Genomic DNA, 18,979 nt, shown 5'->3' with positions numbered 1-18,979 from the left:
GTTCTTGGTCCGCCGCTGCAGCACCTGGATGGTCCGGCGGATCTCGTCGTCGCGGCCGATCACCGGATCGAGCTTGCCTTCTTCGGCCTTGGCAGTCAGATCAACGGTATATTTGTCCAGCGCCTGGCGCGACTCCTCGGCGTTCGGATCGTTGACCGACTCGCCACCACGCAGATTGCTGATCGCGTTCTCAAGCGCTTTCTTGGAAACGCCCTGATCGAGCAGGATCTTGCCCAGAGTGGTGTTGCTTTCCATCGCAGCGAGCAGTACCAGTTCGCTGGAAATAAACTGATCGTTACGTTGCTGGGCCAGGCGGTCGGCCTGATTGAACAGACGTGCCATATCCTGCGACAGGTTGATGTCGCCGGTCGGGTTGCTCACGGTCGCCAGCTTGTCGAGCGCCTCATCCAGCGCGTTGCGCAATGCATTAGTGTCAAAGCCGACCTGACGCAGCAGCGGCTTGATCGAGCCCTGCTGCTGGTCCAGCAGCGCAAGCATCAGGTGTAGGGGTTCAATTTGCGGATTGTCGCGCCCGACAGCCAGGGACTGGGCGTCAGACAGAGCCATCTGCAATTTGCTGGTAAAACGGTCGATTCGCATAACGTATCCATCCTGTACTGGAAGCTGCCGGCAATGTCGTGCAGCGGAGTTTCACTGAGTATGGACCTTAGATAAGGGCGATGGCCGGCGGTTCAAGGTATCAAACCTTGATCAGAGTCAATTTTTTGTCATTTTCTCGTCGAATCGGACTCCAGGAGCGGTTACTCCAGCCAGATAAGTGAAGCAAAGCGACCGGTCTGGCCATCGCGGCGGTAGGAATAGAAATGGGTCGGGTCATTGACCGTACAGTGCTCGGCCCCGCACACCAGTCCCACGCCACAGCCCTCCAGCCTCAGCCGGGCCAGGCGATAGATATCGGCCAGATAATGATCCGGCCGCAGAGCAGGTACAAAGGCATCACGCGTGCGCGGATCAGCGCCCACAAAAGCGTCGAATACCTCCTTTCCCACTTCAAATGCCTGCGGGCCAATGGCCGGTCCCAGCCAGGCGATCAGGTTCTCCGGCATATCTTCCATCGCCTGCACGGTATTCTCCAGCACGCCGGCAAGCAGCCCGCGCCAGCCGGCATGCGCTGCTGCAACACGAGTTCCGGCGCGATTGCAGAAAAGCACTGGCAGACAGTCTGCAGTCATAACGGTACAGGCAATGCCCGACTGGCCGGTCCAGGCAGCGTCCGCCTCCAGCACACGTGTGGGGTCAGCGTGCACTACCTCCGTGCCATGCACCTGCTGCAACCAGGCCGGCGCGCAACCCAGCGAGCGCTGCAGCTCGGCGCGATTGGCCGCTACATGCGCCGGGTCGTCGCCCACATGATCGCCCAGATTGAAACCTTTCCATTGGCCCTGGCTGCAGCCACCACGACGTTTGGTAATGCAGGTCCGAACGGTTTGCGGGGCCGGCCACTGAGCCTGCATCGCCTCGAAACTCATTCTTCCAGTTCACCGTCTTCGCGCAGCAATGCCAGCAGATGACGCATATCTTCCGGCAGGGGCACTTCCCAGCTCATCGTCCGGCCATCATCGGGATGCTGCAACTCCAGGCGCCGGGCATGCAGCGCCTGACGCGGAAAGCCGCGCAGCGTCTCGAGCAGCTCCGGGGTAGCTCCCGCCGGGATGCGCATGCGACCGCCGTAGGTCTGATCGCCAATCAGCGGAAAGTGGATGTAGCTCATGTGCACCCGGATCTGGTGGGTGCGCCCGGTCTCCAGCTTGACCCGCACATGCGTGTGCGCACGGAAACGGCTGATTACCCGGTAATGACTGACTGCCTGCTTGCCGCCGACCATTACGGCCATTTTCTGCCGGTTGGTACCGTGCCGGGCAATCGGCTCGTCAACCTTGCCACCAGCGGTCATCACGCCCACCACCACTGCCTCGTATTCACGGGTGACCGATCGCGCCTGCAATTGCGCCACCAGGTCCGTCTGCGCTTCGAGTGTCTTGGCTACCACCATGAGGCCTGTGGTGTCCTTGTCCAGCCGGTGCACTATGCCTGCCCTTGGCACCTTGGCCAGCTCGGGCGCATGGTGCAGCAATGCATTAAGCAGCGTGCCGTCCTGATGGCCTGCAGCCGGGTGTACGACCAGGCCCGCTGGCTTGTTGATAACTATCAGCGACTGGTCTTCATAGCGCACATCCAGCTCGATCGCTTCAGGCTGCCAGTCGCCCTGGACCTCCCGCTCGGCGTCCAGCACCAGTTTTTCACCGCCGTAAACGGTGTCACGCGGGCGGACGTGCCGGCCGTCAACGGTCAGGCAACCCTCCTTGATCCAGCTCTGCAGGCGCGAGCGGGAAAAATCGGGAAACAGCTGGGCGGCTACCTGGTCTAGGCGCTGACCACCACTTTCGGGGGCAACGAGAGCGGTCATGCAGATACGATCGGACATTCAGAACTCACTGGAGGGCGCACCGGGCGCTGTAGCAGCGACGCAAACCTGTTTTGGCTTCGGCGATGCGCTGTGGTTAAATACGGCTTCTTCGAAGGTACCTACCGGCGCAGCCGGATACCTGAAAACAAGTCCCAACTATAACAGGACGGCTGTTCCGGCAACAGCGCATGGTCGTCCATCCGGGTATCACATATGTCGATGAAACACTTTCTGCTGATCGGTCTGCTCGCGCTTCTCTCGGCCTGCGCGTCCAATCAGGTGCTGGACGAATCCCTTAGCGAATCCGAGCTGTATCTGCTGGCTCAGCAGGATCTGGACGCCAACAGTTACGGCGCTGCGGTCGAAAAGCTGCGCGCGCTGGAATCACGCTATCCGTTCGGCCGTTTCGCCCAGCAGGCCCAGCTGGAACTGATCTATGCCTACTATGAGAACCTGGAGCCGGAAGCGGCCAAATCTTCAGCCGATCGGTTTATCCGGCTGCACCCCCAGCATCCCAACGTGGACTATGCCTATTACATGCGCGGGATGACGTCCTTCACCCGTGATCGCGGCATATTCGAGCGCTTCCTGCCGCTGGACATGACCCGCCGCGATCCCGGCGCAGCACGCGACTCCTTCAACGAGTTCGCCCAGCTGATCAGCCGTTACCCCGAAAGCCGTTACGCCGAAGACGCCCGGCTGCGGATGGTCTACCTGCGCAACCTGCTGGCGGCCTACGACGTGAACGTTGGGCACTATTACCTCAAGCGCGGCGCCAACGTAGCCGCGGCCAACCGCGGTCGTTATGTGGTGGAAAACTTCCAGCAGACACCGGCAGTCGCCGATGGCCTGGCATTGATGGTCGAATCCTACCAGCGGATGGCCATGCCCGAGCTGGCAGAAACCTCACTGAAGGTGTTGCGCACCAACTATCCGGAACATCCAAGCCTGGATGGCGACACCTTCCGCCACCATGTGGAACCAGCCGAACGCGAACGTGGCATGTTCAATGCCATGGCCGGCGACCTGCTGGGCAAGGTCATGACGCCGCCGTCGCGTGATGCCGGCACACAGATGGAGCGTGAGATGGAGCAAAAGTATCTTGAAGCGCGTGACGCGCTGCCACGGGAAATACGTGCTCCAGCCAGACCGGAAGAGGAAGGCCGCTCGATCTGGAGCCGCATGACCTTTGGCCTGTTTGACTGATACCCCCTTTGACGCGCGGGCACTGACTCGCAAGGCTTTGGCCGCGGACCCGGTTGGGCTACACTAGCCCCTCATCTTTGCCAGGGGGCGTGACCGTGGGCCTGATCAAACTGCTGGTACTCGCTGTAGTGGTGTTTGCCGGGCTGAGCCTGTGGCGCCGACTGCAGGCGAAAAGAAGCGGACGCAGCAACGCCGCCGCCACGGACAATGCCCCCAGAGCAATGGTCCGTTGCCAGCAATGCCGGGTGCACATACCCGAGAACAAGGCATTACGCAGTGATCAGTACTGGTATTGCTGCGCCGAGCACCGCGACGCGGACGGCCATGACTGAACCGGCAGATTCCCAGCGCCCACGGATACTTCGACTCTACAACCTGTACCGGGTCGTCCTCGGCTTCTGCCTGGCACTGCTGACCAGCACGGCTGCACGCGACGGGTTGCTGCAGCTGAGCAACCCCCAAGCCTATGAAATAGCCAGCTGGTTCTACCTGCTGGTCAATGTGCTGATCGCGGTGCTGTTTCACAAAGGCCGCCGCGATCTGCACCTGTTCGTGATCTCCCTGCTGGACATCTTTCTACTGGGGATCATCTTCTACGCCGCCGGCGGCGCCGGCAGCGGCTTCGGCAACCTGCTGATCGTACCTGTAGCCATAGGTAATATTCTGCTGCACGGGCGGGTCGGGCTGCTGCTTGCCGCACTGGCCAGCCTGGCAATCATCTATCTGACGTTCTTCCTCACCCTCTCCCATCCCGGCGTAAGCCAGGGCTACCTGCAGGTCGGGGTGCTCGGTTGCATCTATTTCGCCGTCGCTCTCTGGGTCCAGCGGCTCAGTCGACGTCTGCGCCAATCCGAAAGCCTCGCCCAGCAACAGGCCGCGAGCCTGGCCAGCCTGGAAAGGGTCAATCAACTGATTATCCAGCGGATGCGTACCGGCATCATTGTCGTCGGCACCCGGCACAAGGTTCTGCAGGCCAATGAAGCTGCGGCGCAGATGCTCGGCAAGCCGATCATCCGCGGTATGGACATCGAAGAACTGGCCGTAGGACTTGCTCACCGCCTGCGGCAATGGGAAGAAATGCCATCAGTCAGGCCCATGCCCTTTCACAACCACAGCGGTGGCACCGAAATCATGGCCAACTTCAAGCCGCTGGCCACCGACAGCGAAGAGACCGTGCTGGTGTTTCTGGACGACAACACCCAGGTAGCTCAGCAGGCGCAGCAGATGAAACTGGCCTCACTGGGCCGCCTGACTGCCAGCATCGCCCATGAGATTCGCAATCCGCTCGGCGCCATCAGCCACGCTGCGCAGCTTCTCAGCGAGTCCCAGGACCTGCCTGCGCCGGATCGCCGGCTCAGCGAGATCATCCAGCAACACTCGCAGCGCATGAACAAGGTGATTGAGACCGTGCTCGAGTTGTCGCGCCGCCGGCCCAGCGAGCCGCAACTGGTCGACCTCGGGCTCTGGCTCCAGCAATTCGTCGCCGATTTCTCAGTCAGCGGGTCTGAAAGCGATAACCTGGAACTGGAAATTGCCGATCGTGCCATCCAGACCCGCATCGACCCCAGCCAGTTGAGCCAGGTGCTGGACAATCTGTGTCGCAACGCGCTGCGCTACAGCGGCGAGGCTGGCCAGGAGCGGACCATCTGGCTTCGCCTGTTCATTCAGACGGACTCGGAACTGCCGACCCTCGAGGTCATCGATCACGGCCAGGGGGTTGCCGAAGAGCACCTGCCACACATCTTCGAGCCGTTCTTCACGACGGATGCCAAAGGCACCGGACTGGGCCTGTATATTTCGCGGGAGCTGTGTGAAAGCAATCAGGCCCGGCTCGAATATGAGCCGATGCTCCCGCGCGGCAGCTGCATGCGAATAATCTTCGCGCACCCCAAACGGCTCGTATAATCGGCCATGGACCCTGGAAGGCGAATCTAAACAATGCCACAGACATCAAGGCCGCTGGCGCTGATCATTGACGATGAACCAGACATCCTCGAACTGCTGGATCTGACGCTGCAGCGCATGCAAGTCAAAACCTGCAGCGCGAGCACCATGGCGCAGGCAATGGAGCTACTGGCACAGAAGCGTTTCGACCTGTGCCTGACCGACATGCGTCTGCCCGATGGCGACGGACTGACAATCGTGCGACATATTCAGCAGAACCATCCACAGATACCGGTCGCAATGATCACTGCGTATGGCAGCCTGGACACCGCCATCAGCGCGTTGAAAGCCGGCGCATTCGACTTTCTTACCAAGCCTGTGGATCTGCAGCGCCTGCGTGAACTGGTCAGCAGCGCGTTGCGGCTTACCCAGGTGCAGGAGCCTGCGCTCTCCGACGACCTGCCTGATCCGATCCTGGGCATCTCACCGCCGATAGAGCAGCTGCGCAAACGCATAGCCAAACTCGCGCGCAGCCAGGCACCGCTGTATATCAGCGGCGAATCCGGCAGCGGCAAGGAGCTCGTGGCCCGGCGCATCCACGCCTTGAGTGCACGTTCGCAGGCACCCTTCGTTCCCGTCAACTGTGGCGCGATCCCCTCGGAACTCATGGAAAGCGAGTTCTTCGGCCACCGCAAGGGCAGCTTTACCGGCGCGGTCGCTGACAAGCCGGGGCTGTTTCAGGCGGCCGCGGGCGGCACGCTATTTCTCGACGAGGTAGCTGATCTACCCATGTCCATGCAGGTAAAACTGCTGCGCGCGATCCAGGAGAAGGCGGTCAGACCCTTGGGTACACAGCAGGAAGAGGCAGTTGATGTCCGCTTACTGTGCGCCACTCACAAGGACCTGGCAGCAGAGGTCACCGAGGGTCGGTTTCGCCAGGACCTGTTCTACCGCATCAATGTAATCGAGCTGAGCGTCCCTCCGCTGCGTGAACGCCACGAAGACATTCCGCTACTCACGCAGCACATCCTGGCCCGTCTCGCCAGGCGCAACCAGATGCCTGTTCCGGAAATCGGCGCGCACACCATGGAACGGCTGGCCAGCTACCGCTTCCCGGGCAACGTGCGGGAGCTGGAAAACATCCTCGAACGCGCGTTCACCCTGAGTGAAGGGCAGGTAATAGAAACCGACGATATCCATATTTCTGCCTGCCCCACCGCCAACCCGAATCAGTTGGCCCCGTCACTGGGCGAAATCGGTTCGCTGGAGGATTATCTGGACAATATCGAACGCACCGCGATCACCCAGGCACTCGAGGAGTCGCGCTGGAACAAGACCGCGGCAGCGAAACGCCTGGGTCTGACCTTCCGCTCGCTGCGCTATCGGCTGAAAAAGCTCGGCCTGGACGACTGACTCAGCGCGGCGAGATCCGACCTTGGAGCTGGTAGGGCGCCGGATCAATCTCCGGCCCGGCAGCAGTCATCAAATCAGCGAGCAGGCGGCAGGAAGCGGGTGCCAGAACCAGACCATTACGAAAATGTCCGGTATTGAGCCACAGACCATCGACTCCCGGTACCGCGCCGATGAATGGCACGCCGTCAGGCGAGCCGGGCCGCAGCCCGGCCCAGTGCGCTACCGGCTGCATACCGGACAGCTGCGGTAATAGCGCATGCGCCGAATCGCTCAGCGAATCCAGAGCTTGCGCGGTTGTTGTCGTGTCGTAGCCCACATGCTCGAGCGTGCTGCCTATCAGGATATGTCCGTCGCGACGCGGAATGGCGTATCGGCTCTCATGCAACACCATACTCGGCAACCAGCCTGGCGCGGCCTTGTAGAGCAGCATCTGGCCTTTTACCGGCGCCACCGGCAGGTCCAGCCCCATATCTCCCAGCCAGTCCCCTGTCCATGCCCCCGCCGCCAGCACCACAGCATCGGCATCCTGCACTCCGTCGGCATGGATAACACCTTTCACCTTGTCGCCCTCGATTTTCAAGCGGCTGACCGGCGTATTTTCCCGCAGGGTGAAGCCGGGAAACTGCAGAAGCCGTTCTTTCAGGGCCGCCATCAGTCGTGGGTTGCGGACATTTGCCAGGCCCGCCTGCCACATTCCCCGGGTAAAGCCCGGGGCCAGTACCGGCACTTGCTGGTAAAGGAACTCGCGCTCGACCGCCACGATCGGCTTGCGTTGTTCATCCGCCCAGCGCAGCGCCGCATCCTGCTCGGCGTGATCGAGCCAGATAAGACCACATTCGCTGAATTGCGGATCAATCCCGGTATGCTCCTGCAACTGACCGCACAGTGCCGGGTAATGGCTTTGCGACCATTCGGCCAGCGCGCTGATCGGTTGGCTGTAACGCCACGGATACAAAGGGGTAACGATACCGCCGCCAGCCCATGACGCTTCCTGGCCGGTACTACGGCGCTCGATCAGGCACACATGGCGACCGCGCTGCAGTAATTCCAGCGCCGTCATGCAGCCCATGACGCCGCCCCCCACAACCACCACCTGCTGCATAATCTTCTCTCCGGTCTGCCCGTTCGCAACTGCCGATAACAGGCTGGCCAGCATAAACCAGGGGCCCGATAGCAGCCATGATGTACAACAAGGAATCTTTTCTCACAAGGTGTTACCGAAAGCGCTTCTGAGACTTTTGACTACTGCACTCATGTGTTACTCGCCTCGATAAAACGGTACTATTGCCTCTGATTTCAAGTATGAGGCGGCATGTTAATGACAGCAACGAACGTAGACGTATTGCTGGTCGGAGGTGGCGTCATGAGCGCCACGCTGGGAATGTTGCTCAAACAGCTGGATCCGGCAATGACCATTACCCTGGTCGAGCGCCTGGACCATGTAGCCCACGAAAGCACGGATGGCTGGAACAACGCGGGCACCGGCCATGCCGGTTATTGTGAGCTGAACTACACCCCTGAAGACCAGGATGGCAACATCAGCATCAACCGGGCTCTGGACATCAATGCGTCCTTCGAGGTGACCCTGCAGTTCTGGTCCTACCTGGTCGAACAGGGGCTTCTGCCCAAGCCATCGAGCTTCATCAACACCACAGCGCACCAGAGCTTTGTCTGGGGCGAGAAGGATGTGGCGTACCTGCGCAAAAGGCACAAACTGCTCAGCGCCCACCACCTGTTCGCGGAAATGAAATTCAGCGACAAGTCTGAGGAAATCAGCGAGTGGATGCCGCTGATAATGCAAAAGCGCAGGGCCGACCAGACCTTCGCCGCGACACGCGTCGACCATGGCTCGGACGTTGATTTTGGCTCGCTCACGCGCAGCATGATCAACCATCTGAAAGACACCGACAATTTCGATCTGTTGCTCAAGCATTCCGTGCAGAGCTTGAAGAAGAGCAAGCGCGGACACTGGCGCGTGGAGCTGGAGGACGAGAATACCGGCGAAGAGAAAACCCTCAATGCCAAGTTCGTATTCCTTGGTGCGGGCGGCGGTTCATTGCCGCTGCTGCAAAAGTCCCACATTGATGAAAGCCAGGGTTACGGCGGCTTCCCGGTCAGCGGTCAATGGTTGGTCTGCAGAAAACCCGAAATCGTCAAGCAGCACAGTTCCAAGGTGTACGGTAAGGCACCGGTCGGCGCACCACCGATGTCGGTGCCGCACCTCGATACCCGGATAATCAATGGCGAGCCGGCTTTGCTGTTCGGCCCCTTCGCCGGCTTCACTACCAAGTTTCTCAAGAAAGGCTCGGTCTTTGACCTGTTCTCCTCGGTCAAGCGCTACAACGTGGCACCGATGATGGCGGTTGGCCGGGACAACATGGACCTGACCCGCTACCTGATTGCCGAATCGTTCCAGTCGCACAAGGACCGGGTCGAGTCACTGCGCAACTTCTTCCCGCAGGCCAGCGAGGCCGACTGGAAGCTGCAGAATGCCGGCATGCGGGTGCAGATCATCAAGAAGGACGCCAAGGGCCACGGCAAGCTGGAATTCGGCACCGAGATCGTTGCTGCCAAGGACGGCACGCTCGCAGCCCTGCTGGGAGCTTCTCCGGGAGCGTCGACCGCAGTTCAGGCAATGATCAATGTGCTTGAGCGCTGTTTCAAGGATCGCCTTGCCAGCCCCGAATGGCAGGCCCGCATGAAGGAGCTGGTGCCGTCCTATGGTCAGTCGCTGATCAGCGATGCGGACTTGCTCAAGCAGGTGCGTGCAAGGACGCTGAGCACGCTGAAACTGCGCTGATCCTCTGGTGCCGCTGCCTCCGGGTAGCGGCACCAGAGGCTTATTGGCGCCTCACATCAAGCTCGACTCCCCGCGATGCCAGCTCATCAAAGGCACGATCCAGATCTGCTTTAAGCTTTGGCGCAAAGCCCGAACGCAGGGACAGCACCAGGCGCATTGGCTGCTCTGCCAGTTGCAATGACGGCAACGGCTCGATGCCCAATTCCTGCGCAGCCGCGTCGACCTGCACCCGATAGTCCAGAAGATAATCACCCCGACCCTTGAGTAACATCTGTAGCGCACCGATATGCGAAATACTGGTGACGTGTTCCAGCCCCAGCGCAGGATCACGCAACGTCTCGAGCAGTGATTGTATTTAGGTGTAATTGGTTATCAGGATCAGACGTTTTCCGGCCAACCCCTCAGGTGACACTGGAGCGGGTTCGGTCGGCCGGTAGTACAGATTGATACCCACCTGGCCCAGATCCCGCTCAGTCAGCAACGTGTGATTTTCCAGGTCCGGTTTATTCAGAATCCCCGGCCAGAGATGCACCTGACCACTTTCATGCCCGCGCCAGATACGCGCTGCCGGCATGATGCGGATATTTGCGCGGTAACCTGCCTGCTCCAGCAGCATACGTGTCAGGGTAACCGTCTTGCCAACCGCCTCACCCTCCTCGCTCAGTTCACTGAAGCCTGGAAACATCATGATGCCAACCCTGACTAGCGGCTTCTACTTGGGTCCGGCTGTTTCAGTTTGGGCAAAGGCGGCGCCACCCCCAAGCAGCATGGATAACATCAGCGCCATTAGCAGTTGCATTGATCCACCTCACCGCCTGAATATCTATGAGCTGCAGACCACCCTTAGCTCGCACGAAATGGTAGCAAAATACGCCAAAAAACAAACGCCAATATTTCGCCATCGATTACCAATCAAACGCCTGCATCAATGCCCACAAAAAAGCCCCCGGAATCTCAGACCCGGGGGCTTTTTCACAAGACACGATATCTATCAGTCGCCGTAAACCGGCAAGCGACTGCAGATAGTCTTGACCTGACCACTGACCCGCTCGATGACGCTTTCATCATTGATGTTTTCGAGGACATCACAAATCCAGCCCGCTAACTCGCGACAATTCGCTTCATTGAAGCCGCGGGTAGTCACAGCCGGCGTGCCGATACGCAGACCCGAGGTGACAAACGGCGAGCGCGGATCGTTGGGCACCGCGTTCTTGTTCACGGTGATATGAGCGCGCCCAAGAGCGGCATCAGCGTCCTTGCCGGTAATGTCCTGCTTGATCAGCGACAGCAGAAACAGGTGGTTCTCAGTGCCCCCGGAGATCACGTCAAAGCCACGATCCATAAACACACCCGCCATGGCCTTGGCATTCTTCACGACCTGTTGCTGGTAGGTCTTGAACTCGGGGCTCATGGCTTCCTTGAAGCAGATAGCCTTGGCGGCAATAACGTGCATCAACGGACCGCCCTGACCACCGGGGAATACCGCTGAATTGAGCTTTTTCTCCAGCGCTTCGTTAGCACGGGCCAGAATCAGACCGCCACGCGGGCCACGCAGGGTCTTGTGCGTCGTGGTGGTAACCACATCGGCGAAAGGCACCGGATTGGGATATACGCCAGCGGCGACCAGACCGGCAACGTGCGCCATGTCGACGAACAGATAGGCTCCTACCTTGTCGGCGATGGCACGGAAGCGGGCGAAATCCAGCACCTGTGAATAGGCCGAGAAGCCGGCGATGATCATTTTCGGCTTGTGCTCGACTGCGAGTGCCTCGACCTCGTCGTAATCGATCAGGCCTGTGTCGGTGTTGATGCCGTACTGCACTGCATTGTAGTGCTTGCCAGAGAAATTCACCGTGGCGCCGTGGGTCAGGTGGCCGCCATGGGCCAGGCTCATGCCCAATATAGTATCGCCCGGGGTCAGCAGAGCCTGAAACACCGCGCTGTTAGCCTGCGAACCGGCATGCGGCTGAACGTTGGCGTAATCGGCGCCGAACAGTTCCTTGGCGCGATCGATCGCCAGCTTCTCGGCAATATCCACGTACTCACAGCCACCGTAGTAGCGCTTGCCCGGATAGCCTTCGGCATACTTGTTGGTCAGCACGGAGCCTTGAGCCTGCATCACCGCGGGGCTGGTGTAGTTTTCGGAAGCGATCAGCTCGATGTGGTCTTCCTGGCGCACAACCTCATGCTGCATGGCAGCCCAGAGCTCGGGATCGAAGGTAGCGATATCGGTGGAACGGCTAAACATGGCACAGCCCCCTGCAAGGACGATCAAATAAGGGCAGCATTTTAACTCATGCGGCCGGCTCTGGCACATGAAATGCACTCAAGCCGGCAACAAAATCGTTTCAAGCATGATACGAGCGCTATCAGGACAGGTGTAGAAATTGCGCTTCCAGATCCGCGGCCGGCATCGGTCGACCAAGCAAAAAGCCCTGCGCCTCGTCACACTGGAACCCGACCAGCAAGGCCAGTTGCTCGCGCGTCTCGACGCCTTCGGCAATCACCCGCAGCTGAAGGCTTCGACCCATGGCAACGATTGCCTGGGCAAGAAGCGTGTCGCGACTAGCGTCGTGCATGGCCTGAATGAAAGAGCGGTCAATCTTCAATGTATCGATCGGAAAGTCCTTGAGGTAATTCAGCGACGAATAACCCGTACCGAAATCATCCACTGCGATGTCTACGCCGAGCGTTTTGAGTGCCGCCAGCATCTGCATGGTCTCTTGCACATCCTGCAGCAGTACACTTTCCGTCAGCTCCAGTTCGATTGTGGCCGGATCCACGGCGTACCGTTGGAGCACATTGCCCACCTGCGATGCGAGCTGGCCGTCGGCGAACTGACGGGCGGAGAGATTGATGGAAAGACGCGGCAACGGATGCCCGGCGTCACGCCAGGCAGCCATCTGGCGACAGGCACGATCCATGACCCAATCGCCGAGCGCGCCTATCAGGCCAATTTCTTCGGCGATGGGCACGAAGACAGCAGGCGAGATCGCACCACGCGAAGGATGGTGCCAGCGCAGCAAGGCTTCGGCGCCGGTCAGCCGTCCACTGATGCAATCAAACTGCGGCTGGTAATGGAGCTCCAGCAATTCATCCTGTAACGCGTGCCGCAGGTCACTCTCCAGGCTTACGCGTTCCAGCGCTCGCGCATTCATCTCCGCCTGATAGAACTGGAAGGTGTCCTTGCCGATCGACTTGGCGTGATACATCGCGGTATCGGCATTCTTCAGCAACGCATTGGGCTCGGCACCATCCTGCGGATACAGTGCCAGACCGATACTTGCACTGATGAAAAACTCACGGTCCTGCAGTACGAAAGCCGGTGCGAGGACGGCCAGAATCTTCTCGGCCACGTGGATAGCGGCGGCCATGGTCTTTTCCCGATCAGCCAGGGCCGGCAACAGAATGGTGAACTCGTCACCGCCCATGCGCGCTACGGTATCGCTGTCACGCACGCAGTCGCTGAGCCGGCGCGCGACCTCCTTGAGCATGACATCGCCAGCAGCATGCCCGAGGGTATCGTTGATTGGCTTGAAGCGGTCCAGATCCAGGAACAGCACCACAACCCATTCACCGCGCCGCTCAGCGAGTTGTAATGCGGTTTTTATCCGGTCCTGGAACAACGTGCGGTTGGGCAAACCGGTCAGCGCATCGTAATAGGCAAGGGTTTCAATCCGGGCTTCGCTGGCCTTGCGCTCGCTGATATCGACAAAGAAGCAGACATAGCTGACCAGATCGCCCTCGTTATCATGCACTGCGGTAATGCCGGCCCAGGAGGGAAAGTCCTCGCCATTTCTGCGCCGCATCCAGAACTCCCCCTCCCAGCGGCCCTGCTCGCGTAAGATTTTGAGAAGGTCAGGGTAGAAATGCTGGCCATGCACGCCCGAGCTCAGCATCGCCGGCCGCTGATCGATAATATCCTTGGCGCTGTAGCCGGTAATCTGGATGAAGTTCTCATTGACCTGCACTACATAACCGGCCGGGTCCATCACCAGGATGGCCCCGGTGGTGTTCTCGAATACCGTGGCCGCCATGCGCAGCCGGTTTTCGGTGCGGCGCTGCTCGGTAATATCACGTGCAATACCCAACAGACCGAGAAAACGATTCTCGCCATCCCACATCAGAGACAAACGCACTTCAGTCGGGCACTTGTGACCGTCGGCCCTGATGCAGTCCACCGTGGTCTGGCGGTGATAACCGTCCGACCGCAACCTGGCCGCCTGAACCGGATCCCCCAGCCGGGGCGTCAGTTCACGCATGACCGAGCTGACGAATCGGGTATACCCGGCACCCGCGACAACATGGCTGAACCCTTTATCGAGCAGCTCTTCCGGACGATAGCCGAGCATGCGCGTGACGGACGGACTGATGTAGTCGAGACAGAAGCTGGTGTCCGTCGCCCAGATTACATCGCTGATATTTTCGGCCAGCAACCGGTAGCGTTGCTCGCTGGTCTTCAGTTGCTGTGTGGCAATCGTTTGCTGATGGACATCGCGAACCACCCCGATAATCTGTCGTATCATTCCGTCAGGCAGGCGGGAAAGCACTTTGACCCGCAGGCTGTGCCATCGCCAGGTTCCGTCGGCATGCCGCCAGCGCAGGCGCGTCTCCTGGATCGAGTCGTCGGTCAGTACCTGCTGCAGATTGCGATTCACTCGCATCAACTCAACGTCGTCGGGGTGGAGCAACCGATCCCGGTAGTGGGTATCGAGCACTCTTTCGTCGGCGTCGTCATAGCCGAGCAGCTGCGCCAACGAACGGTTGCTGTAAACGAACTTCTGGCGCTGCATATCCTTGATGAACACGATATCCGGGACAGCCTTGACCACGCCCGCCCAATAGCGTTCGCGCTCGATCATCGACAGCTCGACCTGACGCCGGGCACTGATATCGCTCAGGCTGACCGTCACCGCGTGATAATCCTCGGCGTTTTCGGGTAACCGCATTATGAGCCAGGCATGGCGCACCTTACCCGAAGGCACCAACAGTGGTGTTTCGAACTCCAGACGCGGGGTTCGGGTCACCACAGCCAGGATGACTTTGTAACGGGCTGACTCTTTGCGGATCCTTTCATCGCGATGAAGCACGCACTCCAAGCCCTCGACCGAATCCTGACCAATCAGATCGAGCGCAATCTGGTTGGCATCTACCACCTTCACGTTGCCGAATACTTCCTTATGCCGCTCCGGGTTGGCGTCCAGCCATGCATCCAGCGTGGCCTGATTGTAGATGCCTTCGCGCAACAGCCAGGCTCGCAAAGGTGCCAGATCCAACTGACACAGCGCCATGCCGACACCCTGGAAGATGTCCTGATAGCGCCGTTCGGTATTCTCCACATGCAGGAACGAAGCCTGGTTGCGTGCCAGCAAGGCGCGGTTGGCCCGGCGCATCCGCGCTATGGTCCAGACCACGAGCAGGAGGATGAATATGAAGCCGATGACCAGTATTGCCTTGATCCGTATGACCTGCCCCAGACGCAGCATGTAATAACCCGGTTCGACCAGACCGCGCACCTGCCAGAGACTGCCCTCCACCGGCGCACTGACAACAACCTGCGCGCGCTCATTTGCGGTCATCGGCTTGTTGTCCAGATACACCAGATGTTCTCCCTTCTGGCGAGCCAGCACCCGGGCGTGCCCGGCGTCCTCCAGCAACCAGCTATAACCCTGGGCCGGTTGCGCGCTGACCAGTGCCGAGATCTCCCGGTCCTCCACCTCGATGACCCAGAAGTCTTCAGGTCGCTTGCTGGCGATAACCCAGTAAAGCACGCCGCGCTCGACATTCGAATCAAGCGCAAAAGAGTGTCCACTTATATTCAACCCACGCACGGCAGGCATCCAGGGAGGGCCATTGCTATCCGCAGCCGGGCGCATCAGGGACACCTGCTTGATGCCGCGCAGCCCGGGTAACAATCTCGCAGCGGCGTCCAGCGCCTCGACAGGCGCAGTCAGATAAAGACGATCAAGCAATTCGCCGATGGCAACGGATTTGACCTCCAGATTCAAACCGATCTGGGAAGCGGTCAGCCAGACAGATTCCTCCACCTGCACCTGATGCTGCTGACGCAGTAGTCGAAAATCCTGCCAGGACTGCCAGACCATCAGAACCGCCAGCAGAACGCCGGAGACCGCAACGAGCAGCAGTCCGGCCGCTACCGGCAGACTGTCACGAGTTCCTGGAGGGGGTGCCGGGGTAAACGCCGCGAGGTCGTCTTTGTCATTATTTTCGTTCAAATTGCTCAACTTTTCGCAACAGTGTGTTTGTAAATTATGCTATCACAGACACCGCTGCCACAAGCGACGTCCGCTGACCATGCAGATTTGCCCTGAAAGCCCAGTTGGGCTAGCCTTGCGGGCAATTTCGCAGCCCCCACAGGGCCTTTGCGAGGCAACACCGATCCACCCTTCTAATTCAGGTTTGCGCACCATGGCTCAATTCGTTTACAGCATGCACCGGGTCGGCAAAGTCGTTCCGCCGAAGAACCGTATCCTCAAGGATATTTCGCTGTCCTTTTTTCCAGGCGCCAAAATCGGCGTTCTGGGTCTCAACGGCTCCGGCAAGTCCACCCTGTTGCGCATTATGGCAGGCGTGGATACCGAGATCGAGGGCGAAGCCCGTCCGATGCCCGGCATCAAGATCGGTTACCTGCCGCAGGAACCGGAAGTCGATCCGGCTAAAACCGTGCGCGAGATAGTCGAGGAGGCCGTCAGCGAAATCAAGGACGCACAGGCGCGCCTGGACGAGGTCTATGCGGCCTATGCCGAGCCGGATGCAGATTTCGACGCCCTTGCCGCCGAGCAGGCGAAGCTTGAGGCGGTGCTGCAGGCCGGCGACGGTCACAATCTGGACCGCCAGCTGGAAGTCGCCGCCGACGCGCTGCGCCTGCCGCCGTGGGACGCGAAAATCGAGCATCTTTCCGGCGGCGAGAAGCGCCGCGTTGCGCTGTGCCGGCTATTGCTTTCCGCACCGGACATGCTTCTGCTCGACGAGCCGACCAACCACCTTGACGCCGATTCCGTGGCCTGGCTCGAGCAGTTCCTGCACAACTTCTCCGGCACTGTGGTGGCGGTTACGCACGATCGCTACTTCCTCGACAACGTGGCTGGCTGGATTCTGGAACTTGACCGTGGCCATGGCATTCCCTTTGAGGGCAACTATTCGCAGTGGCTTGAATCCAAGGCCGTGCGCCTGGCCCAGGAGTCCAAGCAGGAGTCCTCACATGCCAAGGCAATGAAGGCCGAGCTGGAATGGGTTCGTCAGGGTGCCAAGGGCCGTCAGTCCAAGTCCAAGGCGCGCATGCAGCGTTTCGAGGAACTGCAGTCACAGGAATTCCAGAAGCGCAGCGAAACCAACGAGATCTACATCCCCGCCGGTCCGCGGCTGGGCGATAAGGTCATCGAGTTCAACCACGTCAGCAAAGGCTATGGCGATCGGGTACTGATCGACGACCTGAGCTTTGCGGTGCCCAAGGGTGCGATCATCGGGGTAATCGGCGGCAACGGCGCGGGCAAATCCACGCTGTTTCGGATGATCACCGGTAAAGAGCAGCCCGACAGCGGCGATATCGACATCGGGGAAACGGTCGAGATCGCCAGTGTCGATCAGAGCCGTGATGAACTGGACGGCAAGAAAACCGTCTGGGAGCAGGTGTCCGACGGTTTCGACATGATCAAGGTCGGCAACTACGAGGTACCATCGCGTGGTTACGTCGGGCGCTTCAACTTCAAGGGCGCCGACCAGCAAAAATTCGTCAAGGATCTGTCCGGCGGTGAGCGCGGCCGTCTGCACATGGCGTTGACGCTGAAAAAAGGCGCCAACGTCCTGCTGCTAGACGAACCCTCCAACGATCTCGACGTGGAAACCCTGCGCGCTCTGGAAGAGGCGTTGCTCGACTTCCCCGGCTCGGCCATCGTGATTTCCCACGATCGCTGGTTTCTCGACCGTATCGCTACCCACATCCTCTCCTATGAGGACGAGGGCAAGGTAAGCTTCTTCGAGGGCAACTACACTGAGTTCGAAGCCGACCGCAGGAAGCGTCTGGGTGAGGCAGCAGCGCAGCCACACCGGGTGCGCTACAAGAAACTGGCCTGATACATTCTTGCCTCTGCCTGAACATACAGGCAGCTCCCTGAACGGCCCGCTTCGGCGGGCCGTTTCCGTTTTACCCCTGCCATCCTTTGTGTTGCCAGTTATTTTCCTGCCCGCCAGGCTGAGTGCCCTCTGCTAGAGTTTCAACATCGAAAACGTCCTTGAGGCAAGCATGACTCATTCCCTGAGCGATTATCTGGCAAAGATCAAGCAGCGCGATGCCGATCAGCCCGAGTTCCACCAAGCCGTGGAGGAAGTTCTTACCAGTATCTGGCCTTTACTGGAGGCCACCCCACAGTATTTTGATAACGGCATTATCGACCGCCTGGTCGAACCCGAGCGCACAATCATTTTCCGGGTACCCTGGGTCGACGATGCGGGGGAAGTCCAGGTCAACCGCGGTTACCGGGTGCAGATGAACAGCGCCATCGGTCCCTACAAGGGCGGCCTGCGCTTTCATCCCTCGTGCGATCTGGGTGTACTGAAATTTCTCGCCTTCGAACAGGTATTCAAGAATGCCCTGACCACGCTGCCGCTAGGTGGCGGCAAGGGCGGCGCCGACTTCGATCCCAAGGGCAAGAGCGATGGCGAAGTCATGCGTTTCTGTCAGGCCTTCATGACGGAATTGTCCCGGCATATTGGCGAAGACCTGGATGTGCCGGCCGGCGACATCGGCGTCGGCCCGCGGGAGATCGGTTATATGTACGGCCAGTATCGCCGGATGACCAATCGCAATACCCCGGCCATGACCGGCAAGGGTCAGAGTTACGGCGGCAGTCTGTTCCGCACCGAGGCGACCGGCTATGGGGTAGTCTATTTTACCCAGGAGATGCTCAAGACCCGGGGGGCCGGCATAGAAGGCCAGCGTATCGCGGTCTCCGGGGCCGGCAACGTGGCGCAGCATGTGGTGTGCAAACTGCTGCAACTGGGCGGTATCGTGATATCGATGTCCGATTCAAACGGCACGCTACACAGCCCCGACGGCCTGACAGCCGAACAGTGGCAGGCGGTGCTCCACCTGAAAAATGACGGACACCGCAGCCTCGAGGAGCTTGATCAGCAATCCGGCCTGCGCTTTCTCAAGGGTTGCACCCCCTGGCACCTGGAGTGCGATATTGCCATCCCCTGCGCAACGCAGAACGAGCTGAACGCAGACG

General features: G+C 59.7%; 15 protein-coding genes. 7 read left to right on the top strand and 8 right to left on the bottom strand.

Annotated features, from left to right (window positions below; genetic code table 11):
• The 3 genes from ABYA88_RS11690 to rluD form a co-directional block, all read right to left on the bottom strand.
• The coding region (locus tag ABYA88_RS11690; protein WP_373187463.1) for a Clp protease N-terminal domain-containing protein at nt 1-600 on the bottom strand (600 nt) is incomplete at its 3' end.
• Between the two features lie 161 nt (nt 601-761).
• Complete coding sequence (pgeF, locus tag ABYA88_RS11685) at nt 762-1,490, bottom strand: peptidoglycan editing factor PgeF (RefSeq protein ID WP_373187461.1); 729 nt, start codon at nt 1,488-1,490, stop codon at nt 762-764.
• Nucleotides 1,487-2,446, bottom strand: a complete 960-nt coding sequence (rluD, locus tag ABYA88_RS11680; protein ID WP_373187460.1) for a 23S rRNA pseudouridine(1911/1915/1917) synthase RluD — start codon at nt 2,444-2,446, stop codon at nt 1,487-1,489. Before rluD ends, pgeF begins: the two co-directional genes overlap by 4 nt.
• Before the next feature lie 195 nt (nt 2,447-2,641).
• Here rluD and ABYA88_RS11675 point away from each other — a divergent pair, with 195 nt between their 5' ends.
• The 4 genes from ABYA88_RS11675 to ABYA88_RS11660 all read left to right on the top strand — a co-directional run bounded on the left by ABYA88_RS11675 (nt 2,642) and on the right by ABYA88_RS11660 (nt 6,931).
• Complete coding sequence (locus ABYA88_RS11675; protein ID WP_373187459.1) at nt 2,642-3,634, top strand: outer membrane protein assembly factor BamD; 993 nt, start codon at nt 2,642-2,644, stop codon at nt 3,632-3,634.
• Nucleotides 3,635-3,729: 95 nt separating this feature from the next.
• Complete coding sequence (locus ABYA88_RS11670; RefSeq protein WP_373187458.1) at nt 3,730-3,966, top strand: PP0621 family protein; 237 nt, start codon at nt 3,730-3,732, stop codon at nt 3,964-3,966.
• Nucleotides 3,959-5,539, top strand: a complete 1,581-nt coding sequence (locus ABYA88_RS11665; protein WP_373187457.1) for a PAS domain-containing sensor histidine kinase — start codon at nt 3,959-3,961, stop codon at nt 5,537-5,539. The genes ABYA88_RS11670 and ABYA88_RS11665 overlap by 8 nt, the downstream gene beginning before the upstream one ends.
• 33 nt (nt 5,540-5,572) lie before the next feature.
• Nucleotides 5,573-6,931 (top strand): sigma-54-dependent transcriptional regulator, encoded by a 1,359-nt coding sequence (locus ABYA88_RS11660; RefSeq protein ID WP_373187456.1) that lies wholly within the window; start codon nt 5,573-5,575, stop codon nt 6,929-6,931.
• A gap of 1 nt (nt 6,932) precedes the next feature.
• Here ABYA88_RS11660 and thiO read toward each other — a convergent pair whose 3' ends face one another.
• Nucleotides 6,933-8,036 (bottom strand): glycine oxidase ThiO, encoded by a 1,104-nt coding sequence (gene thiO / locus ABYA88_RS11655; protein WP_373187465.1) that lies wholly within the window; start codon nt 8,034-8,036, stop codon nt 6,933-6,935.
• Nucleotides 8,037-8,249: 213 nt separating this feature from the next.
• Here thiO and mqo point away from each other — a divergent pair, with 213 nt between their 5' ends.
• On the top strand, nt 8,250-9,731 hold the full coding sequence (gene mqo / locus ABYA88_RS11650) for a malate dehydrogenase (quinone) (protein ID WP_373187454.1): 1,482 nt from the start codon (nt 8,250-8,252) through the stop codon (nt 9,729-9,731).
• A 40-nt stretch (nt 9,732-9,771) separates the two neighbouring features.
• Here mqo and ABYA88_RS11645 read toward each other — a convergent pair whose 3' ends face one another.
• From ABYA88_RS11645 to ABYA88_RS11630, 4 genes are all read right to left on the bottom strand, one after another.
• A complete protein-coding gene (locus ABYA88_RS11645; protein WP_373187453.1) occupies nt 9,772-10,065 on the bottom strand; it encodes a hypothetical protein in 294 nt (97 codons plus the stop codon).
• Between the two features lie 21 nt (nt 10,066-10,086).
• Complete coding sequence (locus ABYA88_RS11640) at nt 10,087-10,419, bottom strand: hypothetical protein (RefSeq protein ID WP_373187452.1); 333 nt, start codon at nt 10,417-10,419, stop codon at nt 10,087-10,089.
• A 303-nt stretch (nt 10,420-10,722) separates the two neighbouring features.
• Nucleotides 10,723-11,979 carry a serine hydroxymethyltransferase gene (gene glyA / locus ABYA88_RS11635; protein WP_373187451.1) on the bottom strand — a complete coding sequence of 419 codons (1,257 nt, stop codon included), beginning with the start codon at nt 11,977-11,979 and terminating at the stop codon, nt 10,723-10,725.
• A gap of 121 nt (nt 11,980-12,100) precedes the next feature.
• Entirely contained in the window at nt 12,101-15,967 is a 3,867-nt protein-coding gene (locus ABYA88_RS11630; RefSeq protein WP_373187450.1) for an EAL domain-containing protein, read from the bottom strand.
• A gap of 193 nt (nt 15,968-16,160) precedes the next feature.
• Between ABYA88_RS11630 and ettA the strand changes: the two genes are divergently transcribed.
• A complete protein-coding gene (ettA, locus tag ABYA88_RS11625) occupies nt 16,161-17,825 on the top strand; it encodes an energy-dependent translational throttle protein EttA (protein WP_373187449.1) in 1,665 nt (554 codons plus the stop codon).
• A 169-nt stretch (nt 17,826-17,994) separates the two neighbouring features.
• A partial coding sequence (locus tag ABYA88_RS11620) for a Glu/Leu/Phe/Val dehydrogenase dimerization domain-containing protein (protein ID WP_373187448.1) occupies nt 17,995-18,979 on the top strand: 985 nt, incomplete at its 3' end.

It is taken from the genome of Halopseudomonas sp., from assembly GCF_041579695.1.
In the GTDB taxonomy this organism is placed as follows: domain Bacteria; phylum Pseudomonadota; class Gammaproteobacteria; order Pseudomonadales; family Pseudomonadaceae; genus Halopseudomonas.
Note: the sequence above shows the minus strand (reverse complement) of the source record. Positions and strands in the feature narration are given on the sequence as shown.

Excerpts from the sequence above, each read along its gene's own strand:
- rluD (WP_373187460.1), bottom strand. The coding sequence starts at position 2,446 with ATGTCCGATCGTATCTGCATGACCGCTCTCGTTGCCCCCGAAAGTGGT.
- ABYA88_RS11665 (WP_373187457.1), top strand. The coding sequence starts at position 3,959 with ATGACTGAACCGGCAGATTCCCAGCGCCCACGGATACTTCGACTCTAC.
- ABYA88_RS11660 (WP_373187456.1), top strand. The coding sequence starts at position 5,573 with ATGCCACAGACATCAAGGCCGCTGGCGCTGATCATTGACGATGAACCA.
- ettA (WP_373187449.1), top strand. The coding sequence starts at position 16,161 with ATGGCTCAATTCGTTTACAGCATGCACCGGGTCGGCAAAGTCGTTCCG.
- ABYA88_RS11675 (WP_373187459.1), top strand. The coding sequence starts at position 2,642 with ATGTCGATGAAACACTTTCTGCTGATCGGTCTGCTCGCGCTTCTCTCG.
- glyA (WP_373187451.1), bottom strand. The coding sequence starts at position 11,979 with ATGTTTAGCCGTTCCACCGATATCGCTACCTTCGATCCCGAGCTCTGG.
- mqo (WP_373187454.1), top strand. The coding sequence starts at position 8,250 with ATGACAGCAACGAACGTAGACGTATTGCTGGTCGGAGGTGGCGTCATG.
- ABYA88_RS11640 (WP_373187452.1), bottom strand. The coding sequence starts at position 10,419 with ATGATGTTTCCAGGCTTCAGTGAACTGAGCGAGGAGGGTGAGGCGGTT.
- pgeF (WP_373187461.1), bottom strand. The coding sequence starts at position 1,490 with ATGAGTTTCGAGGCGATGCAGGCTCAGTGGCCGGCCCCGCAAACCGTT.